Raw genomic sequence first — 12,788 nt, forward strand, 5'->3', positions numbered from 1 at the left:
GGCCCGCCGGCCCGAGGCGCTGACAGGGCGGAAACGGGCTGTCAGGCGGTGGTCGCCGGGTTGTCAGCGGCGGGCGGGACGCTGCGGGGCATGCGAAACATCCTCATATCGGGCGCCGGTATCGGCGGCCCGGCGTTGGCTCACTGGCTCGTGCGCAGCGGGTACCAGGTCACCGTCGTCGAGAAGGCGCCGGGCCCGCGCCCCGGCGGGCAGGCGGTGGACTTCAAGGGGGAGACCCATCTGGCCGTGCTGAGACGCATGGGGATCCTCGAAGACGTACGGCGGCTGCGGACCGGCGGGACCGACCAGGAGATCGTGGACGCGCACGGCCGCCGGGTCGCGGTCATGCCGGGCGCGTTCACCGGCGGCGACCTGGAGATCAGGCGCGGCGACCTGTCCCGCATCCTGTACGACCGCACCTTCCCCCACTGCGAGTACGTCTTCGGCGACTCGATCACCTCGCTCACCGACACCCCGGGCGGCGTGCACGTCACCTTCGAGCGCTCCGTGCCCCGCACGTTCGACCTGGTGGTGGGGGCGGACGGCATCCACTCGGCCGTGCGCCGCCTGGCGTTCGGCCCGGAGAAGGAGTTCGTCAGGTTCCTCGGCCACTACTACGCCCTGGCCGAGATCGAGCAGGACGTCGGGCAGACGCCGTGGATGTACAACGAGCCGGGGCGGCTGGTCGCCGCGGGCGGCCCGAAGGCGCCGGCGTTCTTCGTCTTCGCCTCCGAGGAGGAGCTCGACTACGACCGCTACGACCCCGACCGGCAGAAGGACATCCTGGCCCGCGCGTACGCCGGCATGGGCTGGCGGACCCGGGAGGTCATCGACGCGGTGCGCGACTCCGGCGACGTCTACCTCGACTCGATCAGCCAGGTCAGGATCGACCGCTACAGCGCGGGCCGGGTGGTGCTGCTCGGCGACGCCGCGTACGGCAACACGCTGGGCGGGTTCGGCACCGGCCTGGCCGTCGTGGGCGCGTACGTGCTGGCGGGCGAGCTGGTCCAGGCGGGCGGCGACCACCGCGCGGCCTTCGCCGCCTACGAACGGCACATGCGCCCGTACGCCAAGATCGCCGAGAACGGCAACACCGGCCCGTTCCTGGCCCCCGGGACCCGGGCGCGGATCCGCATGCGCAACCTGATGTTCCGCCGCGCCTTCCTGCTCCGCCTGATGATCAGAATCGGCGACAGGTTCGCGACCGACATCGCGCTCGAGGACTACCCGGCTCTGACGCGCGCGTGACCTCAGGCCAGGCGGCCGACGCCGCCGTCGATGCGGAGCCGCGGCATGCCGTCCAGCAGGGGCACCTCGGGCTCGGACGGGTCGATGCGCCACTCGTGCACCGGCACCAGGCCGGGCCCGATCAGCTCGAAGCCGTCGAAGAGCCGCAGCACCCGCTCGCGCTTGCGGAAGGTGGGCTGCGCGGGCGAGCCCGCCGTCGCCATCGTGAGCTGGGCGATCGCCTCCGGTGAGCTCTCGGCCATCGCGTGGGAGAGCACCAGGTGGCCGCCCGGGGACATGCGGTCCCTGAAGGCGGCCACGATGCCCGCGGGGTCCTCCTCGTCGGTGACGAAGTGCAGCACGCCGACCATCAGCACGCACACCGGCTGGTCGAAGTCGATCAGGCCGGTGACGTGCGGGTCGGCGAGGATCTCCGCGGGACGGCGCAGGTCGGCCTGGATGCTCGCCACCCCCGGGGCGTCCGCCAGCAGCACCTGGGCGTGCATGCGCACCACGGGGTCGTAGTCGACGTAGACCACCCGGCACGCGGGGTGCACGGCGCGGGCGGTCTCGTGGATGCTGGGCGAGGTCGGGATGCCGGTGCCGAGATCGATGAACTGCCGGACGCCCTGCTCGGCCAGGTGGCGCACCGCCTCGACCTGGAAGCGGCGGTTGGCCCTGGCCACCAGACGGGTGTCGGGGGCGACCGCGAGGAGGCGCTCGGCCACCGCGCGGTCGACCGCCAGGTGGTCCTTGCCGCCGAGCAGATAGTCGTACACCCGGGCGGAGCTCGGGACACTCGGATCGACACCGGGCGGAACGCGTTCTAGCTCGGTCACGTGGGCCGTCTCCTCCTACGCGCACGACGTGGGGCTCATCATAGACGGAGAGCAGGGCTCACAAGGCGGAGATCACCAAGCCCGAATCAGAACACGTTCCGCCCGGCTGGTCCCGGGCGAATCCGCAGGTCTCGACGGGCCGGATGACGGTGATCCTGTCGACCGCCCAGCACAGACCGATGGCCAGCCCGAGCAACGGCAACAGGGCCAGGAAGACCAGCACCGGCGTGCTGATCAGGTGACCGAAGATCGTGGTCTGGGTGATCCCCGCCTGGTCGGGGGTGACGCCGAACGTGTCGTACACGCTCTCGAACCCCATGTAGAGCAGCGCGTAGACGGCCACCGCGACCGGCACCACCACCGTGCCGAGCTTTCCAAGATCTCCAGCGCGCTGCCCCGGCCCGTCTCCGGGGTGGATCGCACGGTTTCCTGGTGTGACGGGGTCAATGTTTCGTGAGTCATGAGAGGGAAGGATCGCAGCAATCACCACGAGCCGGGCTAGAACAGGTTCTCGATTACCGGGGTGGCTGGCGCGCACCAGGTGAGTTCGGCAATTATGAGGGCCTTCGAGTTGATGCACCCTCCTCCGGGGGGACCGGAAATACAGCCTCATGACCGATGCGCTCAAGGCGCGAGCCTGTGCATCCTGGTGGGGACGGGTCCGGCGCGGGGGCTCGTACCGGACCTGAGAGGAGCCACGAGGCATGGACCACACGGAAGGCCGACCCACCGTGATCTTGGACAACGGGGTCGTCGGCAGGGTCATGCTGGCCCATTCCTCCAGGCGCGACCTCGTGCTCGTGCTCGGCATGGACGGCACCCTGCTCAGCTGCCAGCTCGACGACATCGCCTGCGTGGTCGGAGGCGCCCCGCTCTGCCGCGACGGCTGACGCCCGGGGTCACCCCCGCGAGACGATGCCGGCGAACAGCTCGGCCGCGGCGAAGTCGTTGGTCAGCCGGTTCTTGGTGAGCGCGAAGGCCGTGCCGGTGGCGGTGTCGGCCCAGGCGGCGCTGCCGCCGGCGCCCGGCACCCCGAAGACCGTCGGGCTCAGCTCCGCCGTCGAGGTCGGCCCGCCGATGCCGTAGCCGAGCCCCCAGGTCGACGGCATGCCGAAGACCTCGTCGATCCCGTCCGAGACCACGGACGTCGCCTCGCGCAGCCGCTCCGGTGAGATCAGCCGCACGCCGTCGACCTCGCCGAGCAGCGCCGCGTACATCCGGGCGATGGCCCGCGCCGAGGTCTTGCCGCCGGCGGGGATGTCGGCGGCGAGGTAGTCGGGGCGGTTGCCGAGCTCGGCGTTCGGCATCAGCGTCATCGGGCCGGCCTTGAACATCGGCAGGTCGGCCGGCATCTCCCCGAACGCCGACATGTCCATCGGCGCGTCCTCCAGCCGGGCCAGCCGGTGGTGCTCCTTCTCCGGCATGCCGAAGTAGAGCTCGTCGGCCACGCCCAGCGGCCCCGCGACGTCCTCGCGCAGCACCTGCGAGATCGGCTTGCCGGTGACCCGCCGGACGATCTCGCCGACCAGGAAGCCGAACGTGTAGGCGTGGTAGCCCATCTTCGTGCCCGGCTCCCACCACGGCTCGGCGTCCTCCAGCGCGGCGGTCATCTTCTCCCAGGTGCAGACGTCCTCGGGCGTGGTGTCGAGTGGGACGCCGGGCACGCCCGCCGTGTGGGAGAGGACGTGGCGCACGGTGACGCCCTGCTTGCCGTGCCGGGCGAACTCCGGCCACAGCTCCGCGACCGGGGTGTCGTAGTCGAACAGGCCGCGCTCGGCCAGCACGTGCGCGACCGTCGCGGTGGCGCCCTTGCCGATCGAGAAGTTGTAGAAGGGCGTGTCATGGGTGACGGGCCGGCCGGTCTCCGGGTCGGCGACGCCGGCGACCACGTCCACGACCTGCACGCCGTCGCGGTAGACGGCCACCTGGAGCCCGCGCTCCTCGCCCGACTCGACCAGCCTGTCGGCCGCTTCCTGCACCTGCTTCTGGAGGTCGCTCATGACCTGTCCTCTCGTTGGGGGAACTAGACGGTACAGTACTGGCCATAGTACGGAACTGTCTAGTACTCTTCTCCGCAGGGACGACGAGAGGGCGGTCCATGGAAGACAACGGCCGAACGGCACGCAAGCGGGCGCAGATCCTGGAGGCGGCGCGGCCGGTGTTCCTGCGCAACGGCTACGTCGGCGCCAGCATGGACGAGGTGGCCGCGCTGGCCTCGGTGTCGAAACAGACGGTCTACAAGCACTTCACCGACAAGGAACAGCTCTTCACCAGCATCATCATGGACACCACCGCCCAGGTGGAGGGTCTGACCAAGATGATCACGGCGACCCTCGACGACGACGGCGACCTGGCGCGAGACCTCCGCGCGCTGGCCCGCGGATTCCTCGGCGCGATCATGGAGCCCGAGCTGCTGCGCCTGCGCCGCCTGGTCATGGCCGAGGCCGAACGTTTCCCCGACCTCGGCCGCACGTGGTACGAGCGGGGCTTCGAACGCTCGCTGAAGACCCTCGCCGCGGCCTTCGGCCGGTTGGGCGAGCGCGGCGTGCTCCGCCTCGACGACCCCGAGCTCGCCGCCGAGCACTTCGTCGGCCTGCTGTTGTGGATCCCGGTCAACAAGGCCATGTTCCGCGGCGGCAACGACCTCTACGCCGAGGCCGACCTCGACCGCCTGGCCGAGGCCGCGGCCGGGGCGTTCCTGCGCGCGTACGCTAGTCCAGATACCGCCTGAGCCCGTCGGCCAGGGCCTCGGCCATGCGCTCGCGGAAGGCGGGGTCGGACATCTTGGCGGCGTCGCCCTTGTTGCGCATGTTGCCGGCCTCCAGGAAGACCGCCGGCCGCTTCGACAGGTTGAGCCCGCCCAGGTCCGTACGGCTCTGCAGGCCGTTCGTCGCCGTGTAGTTCGCGTACGGCATCCCCGTGCCGTCGCGGTAGGCGTCGCGGATGTCCCGGCCGAGCCGGGCTGACGGCTCCACCACGTCGTCGTTGTGGCCGGGCAGCAGCCCCGGCGTGATCACGTGGAACCCGTGGCCGCTCGCCCTGGCGCCGTCGCCGTGGATCGACAACACGGCGTCGGCCTTCGCCTGGTTGCCGATGGCGGCCCGCTCGGTGATGCACGGCCCGACGCCCTTGTCGTCGGGGCGGGTGAGCACGACCTTGGCGCCCATGCCCTCCAGGATCGGCTTGAGCCTGCCGGCGACATCCCAGGTGAACGCGTGCTCCTGGAAGCCGGCGGCGGTCGAGGCGCCGGTGGTGTTGCACGGTTTGCGGCCGGTGATGATGTCGACCGGGCGGTTGATCACCTCGGGATGGGCGGCGTTGCGGCCGTTGTGGCCGGGGTCGATCACCACGACCTTCCCGTCCAGCGGACGCGCGGGCGCCGGAGAGGCGGCCGACACGCCCCCTGTTGTCAGCACCACCAGCATGGCGAACGCCACGGCTCCGGCTCGGTTGGCAGCCATGAGACCGTCCGTACCCGCCAGGGCGCGCAAGGAACCGGCTTGACCTGCACTTACGTCGCCAGCGGCGGCTCCTCGCGCCTGCGGATGAGGTACGGCGGCATCGCCAGCGCGTGCAACCCGGTCGTGCGCAACAGCTCGACGGCGTGCTCCGGCGTCTCGGCCAGCGGCTCGCCCGGCCCGCTCAGCGAGGTGTTGACCAGCACCGGCACCCCCGTGCGCCGCTGCCAGGCGGTCAGCAGGGCGTACAGGAACGGGGTGGTCGCGCGTTCGGCCGTCTGGAGCGCGGCCGTGCCGTCCGCGTGCGTGACGGCGGGCAGCAGCTCCCGGTACGCGGGCCGGACGGGGGCGGCGTACTGGCGGAACGGCGCGGGCCGGTCGATCTCGAAGTAGCGCCCGGCCTGGTCGGCCGGCACCACCGGGGCCAGCGGCCGGAACCACTCGCGGCCCCTGACCTCCCGGTTGACGTAGTCCCGCAGACCGGGCCTGCGCGGGTCGGCGAGCACGCTGCGGTGGCCCAGCCCGCGCGGCCCCGACTCGCCGCGTCCCTCGTACAGCCCGACCACGCGCCCGCTCGCCAGCAGCGCCGCCACCTCCGCCACCAGGTCGCCGGGCCGCTCGGCGTACAGGTCGTCCGGCAGCGCGCGCACGGCCGCCTCGACCGCGCCGGCGTCGGCGTCCGGGCCGAGGAAGTCGTCGGTCCACCGGAACCGGCTCTCCACGCCCAGGCACGTGATGAGCCCGTACAGGGCGCAGCCGACGGCCGTGCCGCCCGCGTGCGGGCTGGGCGGGACGAACACCTCACGGAACGGCGACTCGCGCAGCAGCCGGCCGTTGGCGGGGACGTTGAGGGCCGCGCCGCCCGCGAACACCAGCGCGTCCAGGCCGGTCCTGTCGTGCAACCACCCGGCCAGGCGGGTCAGCGCCCGCTCGAAGGCGCGCTGGCCGGCCGCGGCCAGGTCGGCCGCCCGCCGGAACTCCTCACCGCCCGGCTCGTAGCCGGTCGCCGCGCCGAACGCCGCCATCCAGGCGGCCGGGATGTGCACCTCGTGACCGCGGACGTCGAGGTCGGGCAGGCCGAGCGCGTCCGGGTCGCCGTACGCGGCGAGGCCCATCACCTTCTCCTCGTCGCCCTCGCCGGGCCACAGCGCCGCCGTCAACAGCGCGTAGAAGGCGCCGAGGCCGGCCGGGCGGGCCCAGTCGCCGTCCCAGAGCTGCTTGGCCACGCACTCGATCCGGCCGCGCGCGCACCGGTAGAACGAGGCGACCTCCAGCAGCTCGCCGTCGGTGCCGGGCGGCAGCTCGACGCGCTCGGTGAAGTCGCGCACCCGGCTGCCCTGCGCGTCGATGACCAGCCCCGCCGCCTGCCCGAACGGCGAGGGGTAGAAGGCGCCGTAGAGGTGCGCGAGGTGGTGCGAGATCAGCGCGACCGGGGCTCCCCGCCTCAGGCTGAGCGTCTCGCGCATCTCCCCGTGGTACGCACTCGCGTGCTCCATCTCCGAGTCGCAGGAGTAGCACTCCACGACCAGGTCGACGGGCTCCTTGAGCTGCGGGAGAGCCGGCAGGTAGCTGTCGGGCAGGTCGCCGAGCCGCCCCCAGTGACCCTTGCGGCGGGTGACGCGATCCTTCTGCAGGCTGTACATGCCCGACTCGCCCACCGCCACGGCGAGAGAGCCGTCCTGGGTGCGATTGATACCGACAACGATGGGAACGTCCGCCATCTTCGGTGCCTCCTGGTCGTGATCATGGGCACCATTACCCTTCGCATGCGCAAGACGATCTCCCAACCGCGTAAGGGACCCGTCAGCAGCTCTCCACGACACGGGCGTCGCCGCCCCCTACAGTGGGCCCGGTGGGAGGTGCCATGTCCGACGACGCCGGCGAGGCCGTCGCCGCCCGCGTACGGCGCCACCTGTCCGCCTGCCGCGACCTGCTGCTGCGGCACGCCGAGCCGTTCCCCGCCACGACCGGCGGCGGATCGACGCCGCGATCCGCGCGCTCGACCGGCCCGGCCCGCTGGACTTCGCCGCCCTGGTCACACGGGCGGCCTTCGACCCCGGCCGGTCGGTCCTCAGCGTGCCGGCGCAGCGGTTCGTACTGGCCTGCGCCCGCGAATGGCTTCTCACCGCCGCCCACGTTCCCGTACGAGATGCCGAGGAGCTCGTCGTGCGGCGCGTCGCTGCGCCAGGTGGTCTGCGCGTTGCGCACCTGGATGCGGAATGCCGCATCAATCGCCCTCTGCGGGGCCGGGGGGATGTGCGGACAATTCTGGCCCACTCGCAGTGGGCCAGGCAGTAAATGCCGAGACTTCCTCAGGTGTTTCTTGATCTAGGGGATTTCGGTGATGCGGACGGCGTCGGCGATGACGTAGCCGGGGGACGACGTCCAGCGGCTCACCCCCACCACGTCGTACGTGCCGGCGGCGAGGGTGAACGTGCCGAGGGCGCGCCAGGCGCCGCCGCCCGTGCGCTGGTCGACGGTGACCGTCCGGTTGCCCGTCGAGGTCGCCACGATGTACGGGGTCGCGCTGTTGTAGCCCGCGTCGGCCGGATGCCAGACCTCCACTCGGTAGGTGCCGGCGCTGGGAACGGCCGTGCGGAACCAGGCCGGGTCGCTGGCCGCGACCGGGTCGGCGAAGCGGTAGTCGGCGCCGTGGCGCTGCCCGGAGAAGGCGGAGGTGCCCCAGTTCGTACTGGCGGTGAAGCCGGAGCCGGCGTTGTCCACCACCACGCTGAACCCGCCGCCGCCCGATCCCACGGCCCGGCCCGCACTCGGCGCGCTCTCCTGGTGGGTGCGGGAGAGCGCCGTCACGTAATAGGTCCCGCCGTCGGCCGAGGCGTCGGTGAACGTCGTCTGGCGGGTCGTCCCGACGAGGTTGCGCGCGTCGGCGAAGAAGCACGGGTCGGCCGCCGACGGCGAACCGGCCACCCGGTAGACCGCGTACGAGGTGCCCGAGCCCGTCCAGGAGAGCTGGACGCCGTTCGACGCGCGGACGGCCGACGTGATCGAGGGGGCGGCGGGCGCGGCGCCGGAGCCACGGGCGGGCGGCAGGGCCGGACGGGTGTAGTGCGTGTTCGCCAGGCGGGTGATCGCGCCGATGCGGTCGGCCCTGACGTCCTTGGCGCTGAAGAACACGTCGCCGACGATCTCGGGGTGACGGCGGTTGTCCGTCAGGTGGTCGCTCAGCTCGGCCGGGTCCTGCCAGGCGGCGGCCTCGCCGGAGGCGCCCGCGCGATAGGCGGCCTGGCCGATGACGAGCTGTACGCCTGTGCCGCTCACCACGTCGGACCACCAGGCGGTGAGCACCTCGTACGCCGCCGTGGAGAAGCCGATGTGCCAGTAGATCTGCGGCGCGAGGTAGTCGACCCAGCCCTCCTTCACCCACCGCCGGCTGTCGGCGTAGATCGCGTCGTACGACTGCAGGCCCGAGGTGCGCGAGCCGAGCGGGTCGGTGCCGGCGTTGCGCCAGATGCCGAACGGGCTGATCCCGAACGACACGTGCGGCTTGGCGGCGTGGATGCGCTGGTCGAGCTCGCGGACGAGCAGGTTGACGTTCTCCCGCCGCCAGTCTCCGATGGTGTCGAACGCGCCGCCGTAGCGCTCGTACGTGGCCGTGTCGGGGATGCTCTGGCCGCTGACCGGATACGGGTAGAAGTAGTCGTCCAGGTGGACGCCGTCCAGGTCGTAGCGGGTGACGGCGTCCATGATCGCGTCCTCGATGAAGTCGCGGACCTCCGGGATGCCCGGGTTGTAGTAGAGCTTGCCGCCGTAGGCGAAGCGCCAGCCGGGGTTGCGCCGCGCGGGGTGCGAGGACACCAGGCGCGAGGCGTCGTCGTGGTTGGCGATCCGGTACGGGTTGAACCAGGCGTGGAACTCCAGGTTGCGGGCGTGCGCCTCCCTGACCATGAACGCCAGCGGGTCGTAACCCGGGTTGCCGCCCTGGGTGCCGGTCAGCCACTGCGACCACGGCTCGTACGGCGAGGGCCAGAACGCGTCGGCCGTCGGCCTGACCTGCACGACCACCGCGTTCATCCGCCTTGCGACGGCGAGGTCGAGCCAGGCGCGGAACTCGGCCTGCTGGACCGACGCGCTCAGCCCGGTGCGGCTGGGCCAGTCGATGTTGGCGACCGAGGAGATCCACATGGCCCGCAGCTGACGCTTCGGGGTGGCCGGATCGACGACGCAGGCGGTCGCGGAGGACGACGAGACGGGGACCAGGACGACGGCGGCCGTGAGCGCCGCGAGGACGGTACGCAGAAGCGCGGTCACGAAGGGAAGTTTCAGCGCATTTGCGAGAGGGCGCAATAGTTTTCACAACTTGGAGGGGGCCCAATTCTCAGGCGCCCCAGAAGGCGAGGAGTTTCACCTAACTCACGAGTAATGTCAATTGTCGACATCCAGTCAGAAGCTGCCGTAGCGTGCTCCCCGTCCACTCGTGAACGAGGAGCCCTCATGACTCTCGTCCGCACGCGATTAGCAGCCCTCGCCACCTCCCTCCTGGCCGTCCTCCTCATCGCCGCAGGTCAGCCTGCGTGGTCCGAGGCCAAGGACGCGCCACTGCCCGCCGCCTTCGCCAAGGCCGCCGCCAAGTACGACGTGCCGCGCGACCTGCTGGTCGCCCTCGCGTACGCCGAGACCCGCCTCGACGGGCACGGCGGCGAGCCCAGCGCCAGCAACGGCTACGGCGTCATGCACCTGGTCAGCAACCCGGCCAACCACTCCCTGGAGAAGGCCGCCGAGCTCACCGAGCTGCCGGCCGACAAGCTCAAGACCGACGACGAGGCCAACATCCTCGGCGGCGCGGCCGTCCTGCGCTCCCACGCCGACGCCCTCGGCCTGGACGAGAGTGCCAGGAAGGACCCGGGCCGCTGGTACCAGGCGGTCGCCGAGTACGGCAACGCCTCCTCGCCCGAGCTGGCCCGCCTGTACGCCGACGCGGTGTACGAGAACATCGGCCTCGGCATCAACGCCCGCGGCCTGCAGGTCAAGCCGCAGGAGGTCACCGCCGACCGCGGCGAGTACGCCAAGACCCGCGACCTGACCTCCAGGGCGGCCGACGCCGGCATCCTCAGCACCGACTACGGACCCGCGGCGTGGGTGCCGGCCAACTCCGGCAACTACCGCGTCTCCAGCCGCGAGACCAGCTACAACATCGACCGGGTCGTCATGCACGTCGCCCAAGGCTCGTACGCGGGCACGATCTCCTGGTTCCAGAACCCGAGCGCCAACGTCTCGGCGCACTACGTGATCAAGTCGTCCAACGGCGCCGTCACCCAGATGGTGCGCGACAAGGACGTCGCCTGGCACGCGGGCAACTCCACCTACAACAACCGGTCCATCGGCATCGAGCTCGAGGGCTACGTCTCCGACGCCTCGTGGTTCACCGACGCGATGTACCGGTCCGCCGCGGCCCTCGTCAGACACCTGTGCGACGAGTACGCCATCCCGAAGACCCGGACCGGCATCATCGGCCACAACGAGGTCCCCGGCGCGACCCACACCGACCCGGGCCCGCACTTCAACTGGACCACGTTCATGAACTACGTGACCGGCGGCGGCACCACCCCGCCGACGTTCACGACGACCGTGGACAACACCACGGCCGGCCAGTTCACCGCCAGCGCCAACTGGGGCACCTCGGCCTACTCCAGCCAGCGCCACGGCGCCGACTACCGCTTCGCCGAGCCCGTCGCCGCCAGCGACCCCGCCTGGTACTCGGCCACCATCCCGAGCGCCGGCACGTACCGGGTCGAGGTCTGGTATCCGGCCGATCCCGGGTACAACAGCTCGGCGCCGTACATCGTGGCGACGTCGAGCGGCAACCAGACCGTCTTCGTCGACCAACGATCGGGCGGCGGAGCCTGGCGCACGATCGGCACGTTCTCCCTCAACGCCGGCACGTACAACGTGGTCGGCGTGAGCCGCTGGACCTCCGGCACCGGCCTCGTCATCGCCGACGCCGTCCGCATCAGCCGCTGACCCCACCCCCGACCGAGACCCGCGCCCCGACCGGGGCGCGGGCTTCTCGCCGACGGGTGCGCCTCAGCCCTTGCAGAACACCTTGGTGGCGAGGCCCATCACCTCCTGGGTGGACGGGTTCCGGGTCGAGGGGTTGATCGACAGGGTCAGCGACGTGCCCGAGTCCGAGCGGAACGCGAACGTCAGGTAGCCGATCAGCTCGCCGCTGTGCCCCCACACCTTGCCGCACGGCAGCGCGTACGCCTGCAGGCCCAGCCCGTAGGCGAACCCCGCCCCGGTCTCGACGGTCGTGCGCATGGCCCGCAGCGACGCGGCGCTGGTCAGCTTGCCGCTCAGCAGGGCGGACATGAACCGCTCCAGGTCGGCCGTGGTCGAGATCATCTCTCCCGCCGCCCAGTCGAGCGAGGGGTTCATGCGGGTCGCGTCGACGAGCCGGGGCATCGGCTCGTACCCCTTGGCGTGCGGGGACGGCACGCCGGGGCGGTCACCCGGGACGATCGTGTGGCGCAGGCCCAGCGGGCGCAGGATGCGGCGCGTGACCTCGTCGCCGTACGGCCTGCCCGTCAGCTTCTCCACCAGCAGGCCGAGCACCACGTAGTTGGTGTTGGAGTAGTGCCATCCGCCGTCGTCGGGGAGCTTCTTGGCGAAGGCCACGTTGAGCAGTTCGCGCGGCCGGTAGGAGCGGAACCTCGCCTCACCGCGCCACCGGTTGGTCGAGTATCCCGGCTCGCTCATGTAGTCGTACAGGTGACTGGTGTGGTTGAGGAGCTGCCGGACGGTGATGTGCTCCCCGCCCGGGACGAGGCCCGGCAGGTGGCGGTCGATGGGGTCGTCGAGCCGTACCCTGCCCTCGTCCACGAGTTGGAGCACCACGGTGGCGACGAACGTCTTGGTGACGCTGCCGATCCGGAAGTAGCCGGCCGGCGAGGGCCGGCCGTCGTTCTTGATGTCGCGCACCCCCACGGCGCCGGACCAGGTGCGGTCTCCGTCGGAGACCCGCGCGAGAGCGGCGGTCGCGCCCTTGCCTTCCACCATCTTCTCCAGTTCGGGGCGTACCCCGATGCCCTGGCCGCCTGCCGCGACAATTACCGCCAGCACCACGTTCATGATCGCTTGCATCATGCGGTCAACGCTAGGGAGGCCGCGGCTGGAGCAGAATGCGGCGATCCGCTCACTTACCCTGCGGAAAACCCCAGCCCCGCCGTACACGGCCGAGATCTTTCAGGGAGAAAGCGCGAGCGACACCCCACCGGCGAACCCGGCCAGGAGACGCATGGAGTCCGGC

General features: G+C 71.3%; 12 protein-coding genes. 4 read left to right on the forward strand and 8 right to left on the reverse strand.

Annotation, left to right across the window (positions count from 1 at the left end):
• Positions 1-90: 90 nt before the first annotated feature.
• The gene (locus C1J01_RS13445; protein WP_111179285.1) at positions 91-1,248 is read left to right on the forward strand and encodes an FAD-dependent monooxygenase; all 1,158 of its coding nucleotides are present in this window, start codon (positions 91-93) and stop codon (positions 1,246-1,248) included.
• Between the two features lie 2 nt (positions 1,249-1,250).
• Here C1J01_RS13445 and C1J01_RS13450 read toward each other — a convergent pair whose 3' ends face one another.
• Together C1J01_RS13450 and C1J01_RS13455 are read right to left on the reverse strand one after the other, a co-directional pair.
• Complete coding sequence (locus tag C1J01_RS13450; protein WP_111179286.1) at positions 1,251-2,066, reverse strand: SAM-dependent methyltransferase; 816 nt, start codon at positions 2,064-2,066, stop codon at positions 1,251-1,253.
• Between the two features lie 58 nt (positions 2,067-2,124).
• A complete protein-coding gene (locus C1J01_RS13455) occupies positions 2,125-2,427 on the reverse strand; it encodes a hypothetical protein (RefSeq protein WP_111179287.1) in 303 nt (100 codons plus the stop codon).
• 343 nt (positions 2,428-2,770) lie between these two features.
• On the opposite strand from C1J01_RS13455, the gene C1J01_RS13460 reads away from it, so the two are divergent.
• Positions 2,771-2,956, forward strand: a complete 186-nt coding sequence (locus tag C1J01_RS13460) for a hypothetical protein (RefSeq protein ID WP_111179288.1) — start codon at positions 2,771-2,773, stop codon at positions 2,954-2,956.
• Between the two features lie 9 nt (positions 2,957-2,965).
• Here C1J01_RS13460 and C1J01_RS13465 read toward each other — a convergent pair whose 3' ends face one another.
• A complete protein-coding gene (locus tag C1J01_RS13465; RefSeq protein WP_111179289.1) occupies positions 2,966-4,066 on the reverse strand; it encodes a serine hydrolase domain-containing protein in 1,101 nt (366 codons plus the stop codon).
• A gap of 98 nt (positions 4,067-4,164) precedes the next feature.
• Here C1J01_RS13465 and C1J01_RS13470 point away from each other — a divergent pair, with 98 nt between their 5' ends.
• Entirely contained in the window at positions 4,165-4,797 is a 633-nt protein-coding gene (locus C1J01_RS13470) for a TetR/AcrR family transcriptional regulator (protein ID WP_111179290.1), read from the forward strand.
• Here the strand turns inward: C1J01_RS13470 and C1J01_RS13475 are convergent.
• The 4 genes from C1J01_RS13475 to C1J01_RS13490 all read right to left on the reverse strand — a co-directional run bounded on the left by C1J01_RS13475 (position 4,778) and on the right by C1J01_RS13490 (position 9,793).
• Positions 4,778-5,527, reverse strand: a complete 750-nt coding sequence (locus C1J01_RS13475; RefSeq protein ID WP_111179291.1) for an N-acetylmuramoyl-L-alanine amidase — start codon at positions 5,525-5,527, stop codon at positions 4,778-4,780. The two genes, C1J01_RS13470 and C1J01_RS13475, sit on opposite strands and share 20 nt — an antisense overlap.
• 50 nt (positions 5,528-5,577) lie before the next feature.
• Positions 5,578-7,245, reverse strand: coding sequence for a carbamoyltransferase C-terminal domain-containing protein (locus C1J01_RS13480; protein WP_111179292.1), 1,668 nt, complete (start codon positions 7,243-7,245; stop codon positions 5,578-5,580).
• An 82-nt stretch (positions 7,246-7,327) separates the two neighbouring features.
• Positions 7,328-7,732 carry a hypothetical protein gene (locus C1J01_RS13485; protein WP_146615582.1) on the reverse strand — a complete coding sequence of 135 codons (405 nt, stop codon included), beginning with the start codon at positions 7,730-7,732 and terminating at the stop codon, positions 7,328-7,330.
• Positions 7,733-7,852: 120 nt separating this feature from the next.
• On the reverse strand, positions 7,853-9,793 hold the full coding sequence (locus C1J01_RS13490; protein ID WP_111179294.1) for a family 10 glycosylhydrolase: 1,941 nt from the start codon (positions 9,791-9,793) through the stop codon (positions 7,853-7,855).
• A gap of 183 nt (positions 9,794-9,976) precedes the next feature.
• Between C1J01_RS13490 and C1J01_RS13495 the strand changes: the two genes are divergently transcribed.
• Entirely contained in the window at positions 9,977-11,503 is a 1,527-nt protein-coding gene (locus C1J01_RS13495) for a golvesin C-terminal-like domain-containing protein (RefSeq protein WP_111179295.1), read from the forward strand.
• 63 nt (positions 11,504-11,566) lie between these two features.
• Here C1J01_RS13495 and C1J01_RS13500 read toward each other — a convergent pair whose 3' ends face one another.
• The gene (locus tag C1J01_RS13500; protein ID WP_181448733.1) at positions 11,567-12,625 is read right to left on the reverse strand and encodes a serine hydrolase domain-containing protein; all 1,059 of its coding nucleotides are present in this window, start codon (positions 12,623-12,625) and stop codon (positions 11,567-11,569) included.
• Between the last annotated feature and the right edge of the window lie 163 nt (positions 12,626-12,788).

This window comes from Nonomuraea aridisoli (assembly GCF_003236395.1).
Taxonomy (GTDB): Bacteria; Actinomycetota; Actinomycetes; order Streptosporangiales; family Streptosporangiaceae; genus Nonomuraea; species Nonomuraea aridisoli.

Bases quoted from the DNA above. Each gene is read 5' to 3' on its own strand.
- C1J01_RS13445 (WP_111179285.1), top strand. From the start codon at position 91: ATGCGAAACATCCTCATATCGGGCGCCGGTATCGGCGGCCCGGCGTTG.
- C1J01_RS13460 (WP_111179288.1), top strand. From the start codon at position 2,771: ATGGACCACACGGAAGGCCGACCCACCGTGATCTTGGACAACGGGGTC.
- C1J01_RS13465 (WP_111179289.1), bottom strand. From the start codon at position 4,066: ATGAGCGACCTCCAGAAGCAGGTGCAGGAAGCGGCCGACAGGCTGGTC.
- C1J01_RS13470 (WP_111179290.1), top strand. From the start codon at position 4,165: ATGGAAGACAACGGCCGAACGGCACGCAAGCGGGCGCAGATCCTGGAG.
- C1J01_RS13475 (WP_111179291.1), bottom strand. From the start codon at position 5,527: ATGGCTGCCAACCGAGCCGGAGCCGTGGCGTTCGCCATGCTGGTGGTG.
- C1J01_RS13480 (WP_111179292.1), bottom strand. From the start codon at position 7,245: ATGGCGGACGTTCCCATCGTTGTCGGTATCAATCGCACCCAGGACGGC.
- C1J01_RS13495 (WP_111179295.1), top strand. From the start codon at position 9,977: ATGACTCTCGTCCGCACGCGATTAGCAGCCCTCGCCACCTCCCTCCTG.
- C1J01_RS13500 (WP_181448733.1), bottom strand. From the start codon at position 12,625: ATGATGCAAGCGATCATGAACGTGGTGCTGGCGGTAATTGTCGCGGCA.